13 protein-coding genes are annotated in these 18,611 nt (G+C 34.8%); 5 read left to right on the forward strand and 8 right to left on the reverse strand.

The features are described 5' to 3' along the window. Positions 1 to 381 precede the first annotated feature (381 nt). From FLA105534_RS19300 to FLA105534_RS19315, 4 genes are all read left to right on the forward strand, one after another. A complete protein-coding gene (locus tag FLA105534_RS19300) occupies positions 382 to 2,298 on the forward strand; it encodes a DUF294 nucleotidyltransferase-like domain-containing protein (RefSeq protein ID WP_173967720.1) in 1,917 nt (638 codons plus the stop codon). Positions 2,299 to 2,301: 3 nt separating this feature from the next. Further along, entirely contained in the window at positions 2,302 to 2,898 is a 597-nt protein-coding gene (locus tag FLA105534_RS19305) for a 3'-5' exonuclease (RefSeq protein WP_173967721.1), read from the forward strand. Between the two features lie 585 nt (positions 2,899 to 3,483). Next, a complete protein-coding gene (locus tag FLA105534_RS19310; RefSeq protein ID WP_173967722.1) occupies positions 3,484 to 4,023 on the forward strand; it encodes an SRPBCC family protein in 540 nt (179 codons plus the stop codon). Between the two features lie 26 nt (positions 4,024 to 4,049). Next, a complete protein-coding gene (locus FLA105534_RS19315; protein ID WP_070908068.1) occupies positions 4,050 to 4,268 on the forward strand; it encodes a DUF4287 domain-containing protein in 219 nt (72 codons plus the stop codon). A gap of 55 nt (positions 4,269 to 4,323) precedes the next feature. Here the strand turns inward: FLA105534_RS19315 and acs are convergent, their stop codons facing one another. From acs to FLA105534_RS19350, 7 genes are all read right to left on the reverse strand, one after another. Further along, the gene (gene acs, locus FLA105534_RS19320) at positions 4,324 to 6,231 is read right to left on the reverse strand and encodes an acetate--CoA ligase (protein ID WP_173967723.1); all 1,908 of its coding nucleotides are present in this window, start codon (positions 6,229 to 6,231) and stop codon (positions 4,324 to 4,326) included. Positions 6,232 to 6,734: 503 nt separating this feature from the next. Beyond that, positions 6,735 to 8,204: a ketol-acid reductoisomerase gene (ilvC, locus tag FLA105534_RS19325; RefSeq protein ID WP_173967724.1), complete on the reverse strand. Its 1,470-nt coding sequence runs from the start codon at positions 8,202 to 8,204 to the stop codon at positions 6,735 to 6,737. Between the two features lie 61 nt (positions 8,205 to 8,265). Next, positions 8,266 to 8,787 carry an acetolactate synthase small subunit gene (gene ilvN / locus FLA105534_RS19330; protein WP_173967725.1) on the reverse strand — a complete coding sequence of 174 codons (522 nt, stop codon included), beginning with the start codon at positions 8,785 to 8,787 and terminating at the stop codon, positions 8,266 to 8,268. An 86-nt stretch (positions 8,788 to 8,873) separates the two neighbouring features. After that, positions 8,874 to 10,562: a biosynthetic-type acetolactate synthase large subunit gene (gene ilvB, locus FLA105534_RS19335; protein WP_173967726.1), complete on the reverse strand. Its 1,689-nt coding sequence runs from the start codon at positions 10,560 to 10,562 to the stop codon at positions 8,874 to 8,876. A gap of 158 nt (positions 10,563 to 10,720) precedes the next feature. Continuing rightward, positions 10,721 to 12,394, reverse strand: a complete 1,674-nt coding sequence (gene ilvD, locus FLA105534_RS19340; RefSeq protein WP_173967727.1) for a dihydroxy-acid dehydratase — start codon at positions 12,392 to 12,394, stop codon at positions 10,721 to 10,723. A gap of 267 nt (positions 12,395 to 12,661) precedes the next feature. Continuing rightward, on the reverse strand, positions 12,662 to 13,780 hold the full coding sequence (gene leuB / locus FLA105534_RS19345) for a 3-isopropylmalate dehydrogenase (RefSeq protein WP_173967728.1): 1,119 nt from the start codon (positions 13,778 to 13,780) through the stop codon (positions 12,662 to 12,664). Between the two features lie 116 nt (positions 13,781 to 13,896). Beyond that, a complete protein-coding gene (locus tag FLA105534_RS19350; RefSeq protein WP_173967729.1) occupies positions 13,897 to 15,072 on the reverse strand; it encodes a 2-isopropylmalate synthase in 1,176 nt (391 codons plus the stop codon). Positions 15,073 to 15,227: 155 nt separating this feature from the next. On the opposite strand from FLA105534_RS19350, the gene FLA105534_RS19355 reads away from it, so the two are divergent. Next, positions 15,228 to 16,772: a hypothetical protein gene (locus FLA105534_RS19355; protein ID WP_173967730.1), complete on the forward strand. Its 1,545-nt coding sequence runs from the start codon at positions 15,228 to 15,230 to the stop codon at positions 16,770 to 16,772. A gap of 104 nt (positions 16,773 to 16,876) precedes the next feature. Here the strand turns inward: FLA105534_RS19355 and FLA105534_RS19360 are convergent, their stop codons facing one another. Beyond that, the gene (locus tag FLA105534_RS19360; protein ID WP_173967731.1) at positions 16,877 to 18,532 is read right to left on the reverse strand and encodes a M1 family metallopeptidase; all 1,656 of its coding nucleotides are present in this window, start codon (positions 18,530 to 18,532) and stop codon (positions 16,877 to 16,879) included. Between the last annotated feature and the right edge of the window lie 79 nt (positions 18,533 to 18,611).

The raw sequence follows: 18,611 nt of genomic DNA on the forward strand, positions 1-18,611 counted from the left end.
AAATATAGAAAGCCTTATTTTTCGAAACCTTACGCTACAAGCACCACTATCCTGTTTTGACCTATAATTTATATTATGTAAAATAGAAAATTCAGGTTACTGCTCTAAGCTGATAGATTCTCAGTTAAAGAATTTCTGAATAATTCCATGAAACGCTTTAAAATGAGTTGTTTGTAATATTATGTACTCTTTGCATTCTAAATCAACTATCAAAAACAAATCAAAATTGTGTTTTTGAATCGTAATAAATCATTTTAAAGCCTTTAAAACGACAATATTTAACATTTCTTTAAAATAATTATATTCTGACTAAGATGCTTTCATTGTACCATATTATTTTATTATTTTTACATTCGATACTTTAAAAAAATTATCAAACATATGAATACAATTGCTGAGCATATTGCAGATTTTTTAAAAGAATACCCGCCATTTGATAATTTAACTTTTCAGGAATTATCTGATATTGCAACGAACATTCGTGTTATCAATTTAGAAAAACATGCAGTATTGTTTCAAAACAATGACCTGCTTCACGATAGCTTTTATGTTGTGGCTTCAGGTATTGTAAATCTGACTACAATTGCTGATGCTGAGGAAACTATTATAAACAAATGTCATGAAGGTGATATTTTTGGTTTACGCCCGTTTTTTGCCAAGAATAATTATATGATGACAGCTAAAGCACGTGAGGAAAGTATTATTTATGCTATTCCAATTGCTGTTTTTAGACCATTTGTTGCGAATAATTCAGATGTTTTGAATTTTTTACTTGAGAATTTTGCTATAAATTCAAGACATGCAAAGGATAATGTACATTCTAATGGAAAATTGATTTCTGATACTGCTTTTTATGTAGATCAGCAATCAGAAATGCAGTATATTCAATCCTTAGCTTATAACAATTCGCCTTTAACAACAGAATCTAATCATATTATAAAAGATGTTGCCATTTTGATGACTGAATCAATGGTAGATAATATTGTGATTTGTGAAAAGAATAATCCGATTGGTATTGTAACCAATGCCGATTTATCGTCAAAAATTGCTACAGGCCGCTATCCTATTACAGAAACGATCGATAAGATTATGTCTTCGCCGGTAGTTACCGTTATTGAAAATGTGTCGTTGGCTGAAGCACAATTGTTGATGTTAAAACATAATGTTACTCATTTATGTGTTACCAAAGATGGTACTAGTAAATCTGCGGTAAAAGGAATTATTTCTGAACATGATTTAATTGTAGCACAAGCCAGTAACCCTGGTGTTTTAATTAAAGAAGTGAAGCGTTCGCAGTTACCGAAAGATCTAAAACAAATACGAGATCGTTTGTCAGATTTGATTCAGAATTCGATTCAGAAGAATATTCCAATTTCACATGTCAGTAATATTGCCAGTGAAATTAATCTGGCCATTATTAAGCGTGCGGTAGAGCTTTCTATTTTAGATTTGGGCTCCCCTCCTGCTCGTTTTGCATGGTTAAGTATTGGTAGTCAGGGGCGAAAAGAACAGCTTTTGCTTACCGATCAGGACAGTATTCTGATTTTTGAAGATGTAGCTCCTGATAAATACAGAGAGGTTAAAGATTACTTTTTAAGGCTGGCTAAAAGAACGACTTCGATCCTTGAAAAAGTAGGTTACGAACTTTGTCCAAACGGACATATGGGGAGCAATATGCTTTGGTGTAAGTCATTGACTGATTGGACAAAACAGTACAACAGCTGGATGAATACTCCAGGTGAAAATAGTAACGATCTGAGCAGTATTTTCTTTGATTATGAGATTGTTTTTGGGGAACCAAAAATTGAAGAAGTTATCGAAAATGTGATCTTTAAAAATGCGGTAAACAATACTTTGTTTTTTGACTTTTTAGGGAATGACGCTTTAAAACGTAATTCTCCTTTAAGTTTTTTCAAAAAATTTATTGTTGAAGAAGAAGGACCACATAAAACAAAATTTGATATTAAAACCCGTGCATTAATGCCTTTGATTGATTCAGCTCGTTTGCTGATTTTAAATGCTAATATAAAGGGGATTAAAAATACTTATTTGAGATTCAAACAATTGGCTATTACAGATTCTAAAAATGCCGAAATTTATTTAAGCTGCGCTGAGGCCTTTTTGACCTTGTCAAAGTTTAGAACTGTTGAAGGTTTGAAGAATGATGATTCCGGACAATATATTAATTTAAGGGAATTGTCTAAGACAGACAAAGAAAAGTTAAAAAATGCCTTAACCCCAATGAAAGACCTTGAGGAATTAATTAAGAGTAAATTTCAACTTACACAATTCTCATAAAGTATGCTAGACTGGATTAAAAATATCAACAAAGAGTATCCGGACTTTTGGAAGGAGTACTTGACGAAATTTGAAGTTAAACCCAACAGGTTTGTGGTGTTGTCTACAGAGACTTCCGGATTAAATCCTAATAAAGATGTTATTCTGTCTTTGGGGGCTTTTTCGGTTATTGATGACAGCATTGTGATCAAAGACAATTTTGAGGCTGTTTTACTGCAATATAAATTTTTGCAGGATAACGGACTCTCGAATGAATTTATCATTGAGAGCAAAATGATGAAGATGCCGGAACCTGATGCGATGGAGGCTTTGATTAATTTTATAGGAAATTCGATTCTGGTTGGGCATCATATTAATTTTGATATTGAAATGCTAAATGCAGCATTAGAACGTCTGGATTGTGGAAGATTAAAAAACGAAGCTTTGGATGTTGATATGATGTACCGAAAATTAATGGATATTAACGACAAGCAATTTTCTCTGGATGATTTAAGCGAGATTTATAAAATTCCAAAAAGCGACAGAAATTCTTCTGCAGAAGATGCGTATAAAATTGCCCTATTGTTTCTGAAACTAAAATCGAGATTGGGAATTAAATAGGAAGTTTGATTCACCATAAATAATTGTTGGAGTAAAACGGATTTAAATTTTGTTTTATAAGTATTGGGCAATGAATCAAAACCATAACAAAAAGAAAAAAGGAAATCACTGAAAAGTATTTCTTTTTTTTTGGCTAAACATATCTGGTCTATCAGACATAAAGGATAATTAATAAGTATTGTAAATCCGACAATCCCGAGGCTTTGGGATTGTCGGATTTGTTATTTTAAAGATTTTTAGTTTTGTAAGCCTTTGATTTTGTTTGTTTTTTGTGGCGGCAAAAAGAAATGACGTAAATGCCCCTATTGTTGTCATTTACGTACAGTATTGTCTTTTGTAAGTAATCGCATCTTTGTCTTGTTAGTTTAATTAAAAATTAACAGAAAAAGTAGAACAAAATGACCACTGTAAATTCTTATCTGGCTTTCAACGGTAATTGTCTTAAAGTAAAGACGTTCTGTAGAAAATGTCTGAACAGTCAGATTATATTTCAAGTGATTGGTGAATCCCCGGGATGTTTACTTCGCGGCAAATAAAAATTAGCAATAAATACAAAGACCTTTTTAATTAACCAATTTAACAAAAATGAAAATGATATTCGTAAAAATAATAACGGTATTGGTAGCTATAGTTTCAATAGCTCTGGTAGTAGCGATGTTTACTAAAAATAAATATACTATAAGAAGAGAAATAATCATCGATAAACCCAAAGCGGAAGTTTTTGATTTTATAAAATTGAATCGAAATCAAAAATTGTACAGTAAATGGCTATTGCTGGATCCGGCTACAAAAATCGAGATAACAGGTACTGACGGAACTGCGGGTTCTGTTCTGACTTTTGAAAGCAAACACCATAAGACTGGTAAAGGAGAATGGGAAATAAAAAAAGCAGAGAATGACAGAATCGATTTTGAACTTCGTTTTCTGGCGCCTTATGTATTTACGGCAAATGGGCATATGGAAACAAAAAGTTTAACCGGAAATCAAACAAAGCTAATCTGGATTTATAATAGCGGAATGAACTGGCCTAAGAATTTTATGCTTATTTTCTTTGATATGGATAAAATAATTGGAGCTGATATAGAAGAAAGCCTAACGAACATAAAAACGATTGTAGAAAAATAAACGATAACCATTAAAATTACAAAATTATGTCATTTCAAGCTTATTTAACCAATATTAAAACAAAGACAGGAAAAGGTCCTGATGATTTTAAAAAACTTTCAGATGAAAAAGGATTTTCAGTCAGTGGAGAATTAAAACCTGAAGTAAAAGCAACCGAAATTGTGAGCTGGCTAAAAACAGATTTTGATTTAGGTCACGGACACGCAATGGCAATTTATGCGCTTCTTAAAGGATTAAGGAAGTAAAGAAATAATTGATATAAAAAAAGCTGTCGAATGGACAGCTTTTTTTGTGAAGATACTAGATCTTTCCTTTTGTAATTTCTTCTACAATTTCAGGGTTTAGCAGTGTTGACGTATCTCCAAAATTTGAAAGATCGCCTTCGGCTATCTTACGCAAAATTCTACGCATAATTTTTCCGGAACGTGTTTTTGGTAAACCAGAAACAAACTGAATTTTATCCAGTTTTGCAATTGGTCCGATGTGATCAGAAATATACTGATTGATCTCTTTACTAAGATTCGACCTGTCTCTAACTTCTCCTGTCTCTTTCAGAATTACAAAACCATATAATGCATTTCCTTTAATATCGTGAGGGAATCCAACAATCGCAGATTCAGCTACTGCAGGATGCTCGTTGATTGCATCTTCAATTGGAGCTGTTCCTAAATTATGACCGGATACAATCACAACATCGTCTACTCTACCAGTGATTCTGTAGTATCCAACTTCGTCTCTTAAAGCACCATCTCCTGTAAAATATTTTCCGGGGAAAGCAGAGAAATAAGTGTCTTTGTAACGTTGGTGATCTCCCCAAATAGTTCTGGCGATCCCAGGCCATGGAAATTTAATACATAAACTACCAACAACCTGATTTCCTTCTATTTCATTGCGTTTTTCATCCATTAATACTGGCTGGATTCCAGGTAATGGCAAAGTCGCGTAGGTTGGTTTTGTTGGTGTTACAAATGCAATTGGCGAAATCATAATTCCACCAGTTTCCGTTTGCCACCAGGTATCGACCACCGGACATCTTTTGTCCCCAACGTGATCATTGAACCAGTGCCATGCTTCTTCGTTGATTGGTTCTCCAACGGATCCGATTACTTTAAGTGATTTTAGAGGATATTTTTGGATATAATCTAAACTTTCTTTTGCAAGCGAACGAATTGCAGTTGGTGCTGTATAGAATTGTGTGATTTTATGTTTTTCGATAATGTCCCAAAAACGGCTGAAATCAGGATAAGATGGAACTCCTTCAAAAATTACAGTGGTTCCTCCGTTTAATAACGGTCCGTATAAAATATAAGAGTGTCCTGTAATCCATCCAATATCCGCAGTACACCAGAAAATATCATTTTCTTCGTGATTGAAAACATTTTTAAAAGTATAGGCGGTGTAAACCATATATCCGGCTGTGGTATGTACCATTCCTTTTGGTTTACCTGTCGAACCTGAAGTGTAAAGAATAAATAACGGATCCTCAGCGTCCATTATTTCGGCTACACTATTGTCCATAGCGCTATCTAATAAAGGTTGTAACCATTCGTCACGACCTTCTTTCATTTTGATTTGAGTATTGGTTCTTTTTACGACCAAAACTTTAGTAACTGACGGACAGGTCTCTAATGCCTCGTCAACGATTCCTTTAAGGTCAATGTTTTTATTACCTCTGTATCCTCCATCAGATGTAATAACCATTTTACATTCGCAATCATTTATTCTGGCAGATACAGCAGAAGCTGAAAATCCAGCAAAAACAACCGAGTGAATGGCTCCAATTCTGGCGCAGGCTAATACTGCCACAGCCAGTTCAGGAATCATTGGTAAGTAAATACAAACTCTGTCTCCTTTACGAACACCCTGCTCACGCAAAACGTTCGCCATTTTTGAAACTCTTTCGTATAATTCATTATACGTTATGTGTAAGGCGTTTTCAGATGGATCGTTCGGTTCAAAAATGATAGCCGTTTTTTCTCCTCTTTTGCTTAAATGCCTGTCAATGCAATTTTTGGTAATGTTAACTTTTGCCTCCGTAAACCACTTTACTTCTGCATCCCCCATATTAAAGTCAACTACTTTTTCCCATTGTTGGTACCAGGTAAAATTTTCCTCAGCTATTTTCCCCCAAAATTTCCTAGGTTCCCTTATAGACTTATTGTAATGTTTAAAATATTGTTCTAAATTTTCAATTTTATAATAACTCATACGTTTTTGGAATTTTTTTATAAATGTATTAAATATCAGTGTATTCTTAAAATTATTTAATTCATAAATAATAGTAAAAAAAAACACATATTAAAAAAAATATTGCTTTTTAATAGGTATAATTTAAAAAATAGCTTTTTGAAGAAAAAAAGCATATTTGCGAAAAAGGCACGATAAATGAATACCATGCCTTTTCAATTTTAACAATTTCAATAACAATTAATTTTGTACTTCTGGTGTGACAATGTTCTGTCATATTTTGAAAATAGTAGCAGCTTTATTAATTAAAATGAAACTTTCAACAAGTATATTTAGTGTCAAATATACTCCCCTTCATTAGGGATTAGCTTCACTTAACTAACATACTTACTTACGGAAGTTAAGTGAATGCAATATGCATCTATATCCATTTTTCTTAATAAGTGCTTACTAATTCAAAATATTACATAGAACAGAGATACAGTGCAAATTCCACAATCAAATATGTGGTAATTCCCAATTTATTATCCAATTTTTTTCATTGCAGTCATTGATTCTCTCAACCATGCTCCTACTTCTTCGATAGGATGTTGACGAACTTCTTTGTTTACAGCAATTAATATAGCATTATCTACTCCGTTTGAGGTAGAGAATGGTTTTCCGATTACGTTTGTTTCTACAGTTTTCATGAACTCAGTCAATAACGGTTTGCAGGCATGGTCAAATAAATAACAACCATATTCAGCTGTGTCTGAGATAACACGGTTCATTTCGAATAATTTTTTTCTTGCAATAGTGTTTGCGATTAAAGGCAATTCGTGTAATGATTCGTAATAAGCTGACTCTTCGATAATTCCTGCTTCTGTCATTGTCTCGAAAGCTAGTTCAACACCTGCTTTTACCATGGCAATCATTAGGACTCCATTATCAAAATATTCTTGTTCTGAAATTGGAGCTTCTTGCGGAGCTGTCTTTTCAAAGTTTGTTTCGCCTGTTGCAGCTCTCCATTTCAATAAGTTTACATCATCATTAGCCCAGTCAATCATCATGGTTCTGGAGAATTCTCCTGAAATAATATCATCTTGATGTTTTTGGAATAATGGTCTCATGATGTCTTTTAATTCTTCAGCAATTTCGTAAGCTTCGATTTTTGCAGGATTTGAAAGACGGTCCATCATATTGGTAATACCACCATGTTTCAAAGCTTCTGTGATGGTTTCCCATCCGTATTGAATTAATTTTGAAGCATATGCTTTATCGATTCCTTTCTCCACCATTTTATCAAAACATAAAATAGAACCGGTTTGCAATAATCCACAAAGGATGGTTTGCTCTCCCATTAGATCTGATTTTACTTCAGCAACAAATGACGATTTTAATACTCCTGCTTTGTGACCTCCTGTGGCTACAGCATAAGCTTTTGCCTGATCTAAACCAAAACCGTTTGGATCATTCTCCGGGTGAACAGCGATAAGTGTTGGTACACCAAATCCTCTTTTATATTCTTCACGAACTTCAGAGCCCGGGCATTTTGGAGCGCACATAATTACAGTGATGTCTTTACGAATCTGCATTCCTTCTTCCACAATATTGAATCCGTGAGAATACGATAAAGTTGATCCGTTTTTCATTAAAGGCATAATGGCAGTAACTACAGCAGTGTGTTGTTTGTCTGGTGTTAAATTACAAACTAAGTCAGCAGTTGGAATTAATTCTTCATAAGTACCTACTTTAAATCCGTTTTCCGTAGCATTTTTATAAGATGCTCTTTTTTCAGAAATTGCATCTGCACGTAACGCGTATGAAATGTCTAAACCGGAATCTCTCATGTTTAAACCCTGATTCAAACCTTGTGCTCCACAGCCTACAATGACAACTTTTTTTCCTGCTAGTGCCGAAATTCCATCTGCAAATTCTGATTGCTCCATAAATTCGCAAACTCCTAATTGCTCTAATTGTAATCTAAGTGGTAATGTGTTGAAATAATTTGCCATTTTTTTTTATAATATTTAATGAATGTTGTAATTTAATAATTGATTAATAGATGGAACGCTACTATTTGAATGTTTCTAATAGCGTTGAAATTTCCATTTTTTCTTTTGATACCGATATTCTGCCGGAACGTACAAACTGCATGATGCCGTAAGGTTTGAATTTTGAATATAATTCTTCAATTTCAGAACGTCTTCCGGATTTCGAAATCACAAAGAAGTCACGAGATACCGTTACAATTGTAGACTGACTGTCCTTGATAATGTTTTGAATTTGCTTTTCATCAAATAACAAACTTGAAGCAATTTTAAACAAAGCGTTTTCTAAATAAATGGTTTCTTCATCGGTGTGATAGAATGCCTTTATAACTTCGATTTGTTTTTCAATTTGTCCTACGATATTTTTGACCCATTTTTCTGTTGTTTCGACCACAATAATGAATCTGGAAACACTGTCAATTTCTGATTCAGAAACGTTTAGACTTAATATGTTGATGTGACGCTTTAAGAATATTCCGGATATTCTGTTTAATAACCCCACATTATTTTCTGAGTATACCGATATGGTAAATGTTCTGTTTTCCATTTGTTTTTTTAGTTTATTTTGTTTTAAGTTTCATGTTTCAATTTGTTGAACCTGAAACCTGAAACTTGAAACCTGAAACTTTTTCTTTAGCTTAATCTAATTTCAGAAACACATGCTCCCGTTGGAATCATTGGGAATACGTTGTTTTCTTTTTCTACCATAACTTCTAAGAAATAAGAATCTTTTGAAGCCAGCATTTCTGCGACGGCAGCATCTAAATCCTCTCTTTGTGTTACTTTTTTAGATTTGATATAATACCCTTCAGCAATAGCAACAAAATTTGGATTGATCATTTTTGTTGATGCGTATCTGTTGTCAAAAAACAATTCCTGCCACTGACGTACCATCCCTAAAAATTCATTGTTTAAGATGACAATTTTTACGGGCACCTTAGTCTGAAAAATCGTTCCCAGTTCCTGAATGTTCATTTGAAAACCTCCATCACCAATAATAGCCACTACCTCTCGATCTGGTTTTCCCATTTTAGCGCCGATGGCTGCAGGCAAAGCAAATCCCATGGTTCCTAATCCTCCCGAAGTGATGTTGCTTTTGGTCGAATTAAATTTGGCATAACGACAGGCAAACATTTGGTGCTGTCCAACATCAGAAACGATAATGGCATCCCCTTTCGAGTGTTTGTTAATCATTTCAATAGTTTCACCCATTGAAATTCCTTTATTATTGGTTGGATTTAATTCTTCTTTAATAACAGAATCATATTCAATTTTCTGTAGTTCTTTAAATTCGTTATGCCATAAATCGTGTGATTTTGACTCTATTAACGGCAATAAAGCAACTAACGCTTCTTTCACATCTCCAAGAACGGCTACTTCTGTTTTTACGTTTTTGTCAATTTCGGCAGGGTCAATTTCAAAGTGAACTACTTTTGCCTGTTTAGCATAAGTATTTAGGTTTCCGGTTACACGGTCGTCAAAACGCATTCCGAGAGCGATTAAAACGTCACATTCGTTTGTTAGTAAATTTGGTCCGTAGTTTCCATGCATTCCTAACATTCCCACATTTAAAGGATGATCTGTTGGAAGGGCCGAAAGACCTAAAATAGTCCAGGCAGCCGGAATTCCAGATTTTTCAACTAAAGCTTTAAATTCGGCTTCAGCCTGACCCAGAATTATTCCCTGACCAAACACGATAAAAGGTTTTTTAGCGCTATTGATTAAAGCAGCGGCCTCTGCCACTTTGTCTAATTTTAGTTTTGGAACGGGTGTATAACTTCTGATTCCAGTACATTTTTCATAGCTAAAATCAAATTTGTCAAACTGCGCGTTTTTAGTGATATCAATTAATACAGGTCCCGGACGTCCGGAGCGTGCAATGTAGAATGCTTTTGCGATGATTTCAGGTATCTCCGCAGCTTCGGTAACCTGATAGTTCCACTTTGTTACCGGAGTCGAAATCCCGATAATATCGGTTTCCTGAAAAGCATCAGATCCTAACAAATGTTTTCCAACCTGACCTGTAATACAAACCATTGGTGTTGAATCGATTTGAGCATCGGCAATTCCCGTAACCAGGTTTGTTGCTCCCGGTCCTGAGGTTGCAATAGCTACCCCTACTTTTCCCGTCGCTCTGGCGTATCCCTGAGCGGCATGTGTAGCACCTTGTTCGTGGCGTACCAAAACATGGTGCAGTTGATCCTGAAATTTATATAATTCATCGTAAACTGGCATAATTGCTCCTCCCGGATAACCGTAAAGCAAGTCCACACCTTCTTCTAACAAACATCTTATAACGGCTTCAGCCCCTGATATTTTCATAGTATATTGTTTTTTCAATGTCAATAATCAATTTCAAAATTTAATGGCAATGTTAAAATCAATTTAAAACTGATTCTTTATTTTTCTACTTTTTATTGCAATTGAACTTTGTTATTTTATTGATATTGTCATTGTTTTTTGAAATTGTTATTGTAAAATTATTTATCGGTAACGCAACCTGTTGAAGCGCTTGAGACCGATCTGGCGTATTTAAGCAAAACTCCTTTGTTTACTTTTAAAGGAGGCTGAATCCAATTCTCTTTACGAGCCGCAAATTCTTCGTCAGATATTTTCAGGCTGATCGTATTCTTTACAGCATCAATAGCAATTAAATCACCATCTTTTACCAGTGCAATACCACCACCATCATAAGCCTCTGGTGTAATGTGTCCTACCACAAAGCCATGTGAACCTCCAGAGAACCTACCGTCTGTAATAAGAGCACAGCTGCTTCCTAATCCGGCTCCAATAATGGCCGATGTTGGTTTTAGCATCTCAGGCATCCCCGGACCACCTTTTGGTCCACAATACCTAATGACGACTACATTACCGGGTTTAATTTTTCCGGCTTCAAGACCAGGAATTACTTCAAACTCACCTTCAAAAACAACTGCAGGGCCTTCAAAGTACTCTCCTTCTTTTCCGCTGATTTTTGCAACAGCACCTTCAGAGGCGAGATTTCCATACAACACCTGAATGTTTCCGGTTGGTTTTAAAGCTTTTTGTATTTCATGTATTACTTGTTGTCCATCTTGTAAATCCGGAGTTGAAGCTAAGTTTTCGGCAACTGTTTTTCCGGTTACGGTTAAACAATCTCCATGAATAAGTCCAACTTTTAGTAAATATTTCATAACCGAAGGAATACCTCCTGCTTCGTGAATATCTTCCATCATATATTTACCGCTTGGTTTCATATCTGCTAGTACCGGAGTTCTGTCATTAATTGCCTGAAAGTCGTCAAGCGTAATTTCAACATCTACTGCATGTGCCATAGCTATTAAATGCATTACAGCATTTGTTGAACCTCCTAAAACTGCTACAATTGTAATGGCATTTTCAAAAGCCTTACGAGTCATAATGTCTCTTGGCTTAATATCTTTTTCCAATAAAACTTTAATGGCGGCTCCTGCAGCAAGACATTCGTCTCTTTTTTCCTGACTTAATGCAGGATTTGAAGAGCTGTATGGTAAACTCATTCCCAAGGCTTCAATTGCCGAAGACATTGTATTGGCCGTATACATTCCTCCACAGGCACCAGCGCCCGGGCAGGCATTTTGAATAACTCCTTTAAAATCTTCCGGAGTAATTTCGTTTTTCACTTTTTTTCCTAAAGCTTCAAAAGCTGAAACAATATTAAGAGATTCACCTTTCCATTTTCCGGAGTGAATAGATCCTCCGTAGACCATAAGAGACGGACGATTTAGTCTTCCCATTGCTATTAACGCTCCAGGCATATTTTTATCACAACCCGGAATTGCGATGATACTATCGTACCACTGTGCTCCCGCAACTGTTTCGATAGAATCGGCAATTACATCACGGGAAACTAACGAATAACGCATTCCTTCAGTTCCGTTCGATATTCCGTCACTTACACCAATGGTATTAAAAATAAGTCCGACCAGATTTGCGTCCCAAACACCTTTTTTAACATCTTTTGCTAAATCATTCAGGTGCATGTTGCAGGTATTACCATCGTAACCCATGCTCACAATACCGACCTGTGCTTTTTTCAAATCTTCTTCAGTTAAACCAATACCATACAACATGGCTTGCGCTGCAGGTTGTGTTTGATCTTGAGTGATGGTTTTGCTGTACTTATTTAATTCCATTATTGTGTTATTTGTTTTAATTTTTGTTCAAAAAAAAACCTTCCAGTATTTGGAAGGTTTGTAATATAGTTTTTCAATTATATTTATACCATTCCCCGTGCAGATGTGATAATCACATTTACAGTAATGACAGAAATAATAATAATTGAGTTTTGCACTTTCTTTTTTTTAGTGTGACAAAAGTATGAAAACTTAAATGACTAAAAAAACAAAATCTCAACATTTTACATACTTCTTGTTATTTATTCTAATTTTTAACAGAAAACCTTATACAATTGTTGATTGTCCGATATGAACGTTATCATTATTAAAATATAGCAAATCGTCTTTGCTGAAGATGAAATTAGAAACAAACTCCCCTACTTCGTTTGTACCGAATTTTGAATCTGGTTTTAAATCAACAGTAACTACTTTGAATTCGATCGCTTTTTCGACAGCTTTATAAATCATACTGGCTTCTTTAAACAAGCCAAAATGTTCCAGTAACATTGCTGCAGATAAAATTGACGCAATCGGATTGGCAATATTTTTTCCTTTCGCCTGAGGATAGGATCCGTGAATAGGCTCAAAAAGGGCGTTTTTCTCTCCTAAAGATGCAGAGGCCAATAAGCCGATAGATCCTGTTATGACACTCGCTTCGTCTGAAAGAATATCTCCAAACAGATTTTCGGTCAAAATCACGTCAAACTGTTTTGGATTTAGTATCAATTGCATGGCTGCATTATCCACAAACAAAAAGTCTAAAGCTACATCTGGATAACTTTGACCTACTTTTTGAACCACTTTTCTCCATAATCTGGAAGTTTCCAAAACGTTGGCTTTGTCTACCATTGTTAGTTTCTTGCGTCGGTTTTGTGCAGATTTAAAGGCTAGATGTGCAATTCGACTGATTTCTTCTTCTGAATACTCACATAAGTCTGAAGCGTGTGTTCCTTCTTCATTTAGTGTTTTTGCTCCAAAATAAGCTCCTCCTGTTAATTCTCTAAAAATAGTAAAATCAGCACCGTCGATAATTTCTCTTTTTAATGGAGAAGCATCGATGAGTGATTTATAAGGCTTTATTGGTCGAATGTTGGCAAACAATCCCAGTTCTTTACGCAGTTTCAACAATCCCTGCTCCGGACGAACCTTTGCCGATGGATTATTATCATATTTAGGATCTCCAATGGCTCCAAACAATACAGCATCTGTGTTTAAACAAAGATTTAAAGTCTGCTCCGGTAACGGATTCCCTGTTTTGTCAATGGCAATTGCTCCCATGAGCGCCTCTTCAAAAACAAATTCATGATTGTATACCTCACCAATAGCATATAAAGCTTTCTTGGCTTGTAAAATTACCTCTGGTCCAATTCCGTCTCCTGGTAAAACTGCTATTTTCAAATTCATAACGTCTCGTTCTTTATGTATTTAAATCCTTTTTTTCTTTATTCTATTCTCTTTATTCTATTCTCTTTATTCTATTTTCTTTATTCTATTCTCTTTCCTCTTTATTCTCTTTTCAACTAGTTTCGGATCAATTCTCCTTGAATTTTAGAAGCTTCGATAATTTGATGGATATCGGCATCTATTACTTCTTTTTTAATATCAGCGAATTTCAAAAATTCAATATATACCAAATCCAACTGTACTTTAGTAAGCTCGTAGCCTACTTTTTTAGCACGATAAGCGAGTGCAGCTCTTCCACTTCTTGCTGTTAATATAATAGAGGACTCATTTACACCTACATCCAACGGGTCCATGATTTCGTATGTTGCTCTGTTTTTGATTACACCATCCTGATGAATTCCTGAACTGTGTGCAAAAGCATTTGCTCCAACAATGGCTTTATTTGGCTGTACGATCATTCCCATGCTTTCAGAAACCAAACGGCTCATCTCGTTCAGTTCTCTTGTGTTGATATTGGTGTCTAGATTTAAATAAGGATGTTGTTTGAAAATCATTACTACTTCTTCAAGTGCTGTGTTTCCAGCTCTTTCTCCAATACCATTAATGGTACATTCTATTTGTCTTGCTCCGTTTATAGCTCCTGCGATTGAATTTGCAGTAGCCATTCCTAAATCGTTATGACAGTGGCAGGAAAGGATCACATTTTCGATGCCTTTTACGTTTTCTTTTAGGTATTTAATTTTTGCTCCGTATTCTTCGGGAAGACAGTATCCTGTTGTATCCGGTATGTTTAGTACAGTTGCTCCGGATTTAATGACTTCTTCGCAAACTTTTGCAAGGAAAGCATTATCAGTTCTTCCGGCATCTTCTGCATAAAATTCAACATCTTCTACATAGGATTTTGCATGAGCTACAGCAAATTTTGCTCTTGCAATAATATCTTCTCTTGTGGTATTTAGTTTATGGAGTATATGAGATTCAGATGTTCCGATTCCGGTGTGGATTCTAGGTTTTTTAGCGTGCTTGAGGGCAGCTGCAGCAACATCAATGTCATTTTTTACGGCTCTTGTTAGTCCGCAGACGGTTGCATTTTCTACAATTTTACAAATCTCAGAGACCGATAAAAAATCGCCGGGACTTGACACAGGAAAACCTGCTTCGATAATGTCAACTCCCATTTTATCAAGTCGTTCTGCGATAACTAATTTTTGTTTCGTATCTAACTTACATCCTGGAACCTGCTCACCATCGCGCAAAGTGGTGTCAAAAATTTGAACTTTCTCTCTATTCATATTCGTTTATTTAATGTAATTTCACATCTCGATAACAAATATATATTGTACTTTGCCGGCACCAAATTCATTTTACTGAAATTATACTGTTCATAAAACAATTTAAAGCAGGTTAATTAACTAAAAATCAATAAGTTATATTATTATATTTTACAATGGCTAACCATCAAAAAGATTTCTTATTTGTATTAATAAAATCACTTTCTAAATCCGAAAAAAGACAGTTTAAGATTTTTGCAAGCCGTTTAGAGACGAGTTCGAATACTAAATTCATCGAATTATTTAACATCTTAGATAAATCTGAAACCTATGATGAAAAGCTTATTTTAAAGAGCGGAATCATTAAGAAAGTTCAATTATCTAACTTGAAATCATACTTGTACAAGCAAATTTTGGTAAGTATACGTTTGAATATTCCGAGTCAGAATATTCGATATCAGTTGCGGGAGCAAATAGATTTTGCCGTTATTTTATACAATAAAGGTTTGTACAGACAGAGTTTAAAAATTCTGGATAAAACAAAACTTCTGGCTCTTGAAAATGACGAGAAATATATGGCTTATGAGATTGTAGAGTTCGAAAAACTAATCGAATCACAATATATTACGCGAAGTATTCAGGGGCGCGCAGACGAATTGGTAATTCAGGCGAAAGAACTGAATTATCGCAACACCATTTCAAGTAAATTATCGAATTTATCACTGCAGTTGTACGGAATCATGTTAAAAACCGGTTATGTAAAAAGTGATGAAGAATACAAGTATATTGATGATTATTTCAACAAACATATTTCAAAATTAGATGAAAGTAAGTTTGGCTTTAGGGAGAAATACTGGTTTTACAATGCCAATCTTTGGCGAAGTTTTCTGGTTCAGGACTTCTTAGCGAGTTACAAATATGCTTATAAATGGGTAAGATTGTTTTATGACAATCCTAATATGATTTATTTGAATCCTGTTTTTTTCCTAAAAGGGAATCATTATTTTTTGGAGTCTTTGTATATGCTGAAGTATCAGTCGAACTTTAAGAAGTATTTGACGCTATTAGAAGAGACGATCGCAGATCCTAAGTTTCCGGTAAATGATAACATTGCGTCGTTGTCTTTTTTATACGTTTATAACAATAAGTTAAATCTGCACATACTTGAAGGTACTTTTGCCGAAAGCGAATATTTGATTCCGGAGATTTTAGAAAGGATAAAGCTTCACAGTGAGCATCTTGATGAGCATCACGAGATGTTGTTTTACTATAAAATTGCCTCCATCTATTTTGGAAACGAAAAGTACAATGAGTCGATTAATTATTTAGACAAGATCATTAACAATAAGAATTTATCGATGCGTGAGGATTTAATGTGTTTTGCAAGGCTTTTGTCATTGATTGCGCATTATGAATTGGGTAAAGATTACTATCTGGAAAATCATTTAAAGAATACTTATAAGTTCTTATTAAAAATGAATGATTTACATGAAGTTCAGAAGGAGATTATCAAGTTCCTGAAGAATCTGAACAACTTCTACCCTGCCGATATTAAGAAAGAGTTCATCAAAATGCGTGCGCGTTTCATCGAACTCGAGAAAAATACCTATGAGAAAAGAGCTTTCCTGTATCTGGATATTATTTCATGGCTGGAAAGTAAAATAGACAATAGAAAGATTGCTGATATTATTAAAGAGAAAGCGAAACTGAATAGTAGATAATGATTAGATAATAAGGTAATTTGATAATAAGGTTATGACACAAAAAAATCCCAAATTCCTTTAGATTGGAATTTGAGATTTTTATATTGAACTTTATCAATTTTTTATTCGATTATATTCGAAGTTTTTACATAGAAATCTTTATCTACTTCTACTTTTCTATCTTCATTAGTGGTCTTTTCAGACTGCCATTCGGTTGTTGGTTTTAGCCACGTTTCAACTCCGTTTAATTTTACTCGAACCGGCATATCAAACTTTGCGACACAATTTGTCCAATGATATCCAAAAGTTCCGTTTTTAAACATGTATTCAAAAACCGGAATTTGAGTAGTTGTTAAATATTGAGCAAAAACTCTATTGAAATTGATTCCTGATTGCTCATTAATATAATCCTGGATTTGTTTTCCGGTAACTGTTTGATGATAAAAAGTTTTATTTAACCCTCTCAAAATTGATTTCCACTTTGCATCATCGTTTATAATCTGACGAATCATGTGCAGCATATTTGCCCCTTTTGGATACATATCGCCTGAGCCTTCATTGTTTACATCATAATGACCAATTATTGGTTTGTCATTGCTAATGCCTTTTCTGCATCCGATTATATATTCTGCTGCAGCATCTTTTCCATAGTAATACTCCAGAAACAGACTTTCTGAATAGTTAGTAAAGCTCTCGTGAACCCACATATCGGCAATATCCTTGTAGGTAATGTTGTTTGCAAACCATTCATGACCAGATTCATGAATAATGATAAAATCAAATTTTAATCCCCAGCCTGTTCCGCTTAAATCACGACCCAAATAACCATTTTTATAGCCATTTCCATAAGTTACACTGCTTTGATGCTCCATTCCTAAATAAGGCACTTCGACCAGCTTGTAACTGTCTTCGTAAAAAGGATAAGGTCCAAACCAGTTTTCAAATGCTTTAAGCATTCTTGGTACATCTTTGAATTGTTCTTTTGCCAAAGCGAGGTTGTCTCTTAAGACATAGTAATTGCAGTCTAAATCTCCTTTTTCACCTTTGTATACCTCTGAGAAATTAACGTAATCTCCAATATTAATGTTTACTCCGTAGTTATTGATTGGGTTTGAAACGTACCAATTGAATGTTTTTGTACCGTCTTTCTCTTTTTTAACACTTTTTAATCTTCCGTTCGAAACATCTGTAAGATCTCCCGGAACATTCACGCTGATTAACATGTTTTCGACTTCATCATACATGTGATCTTTGTTTGGCCACCAGACGCTGGCACCCAATCCCTGACAGGATGAAGCAATAAAATCTTTACCATTTTTATCTTTTTTCCAGCTGATTCCTCCATCCCACGGAGCCTTAACAGCTTCTCTAGGTTTTCCTCCAAAAGAAACTACTATTTCTTTTATATCCCCTACTTTTTGGTTTTCAAGCAAAGTGATAAAAAAAGCATTTCCGTCTCTTTTAAACTTTAACTCCTTTCCGTTCTGCGTTACTTTAGATATCTGCATCGGTTCCTGCAAATCAATCTGCATGGTATTGTAGTCGGTTAAAACGGTATAGCGAATTGTATTTGAACCCGAAATAGTTCGTTCTTTTGGGTTAACTTTTACATCCAGATGATAGTATTTTAAATCCCACCAGGCTCTTTCTTTTGTAATGCTTCCGCGTAAAGTGTCCTGATGTGTAAAAACAGTTTCAGGCTTATTCAAAAGTCCTTGTGCATTAGCTGTAAAACCGAATAAAAAGGCGATAAAAACGCCACCGAAGTATTTTTTCATACGTAGTAGATATTTTCTTTTTGTCGAAATAAAAAGGCTTTTTAAGCCGCTTATATTTGAACAAATGTAAACATTCGAA

The sequence above is a fragment of the Flavobacterium collinsii genome, from assembly GCF_902804485.1.
Taxonomy (GTDB): domain Bacteria; phylum Bacteroidota; class Bacteroidia; order Flavobacteriales; family Flavobacteriaceae; genus Flavobacterium; species Flavobacterium collinsii.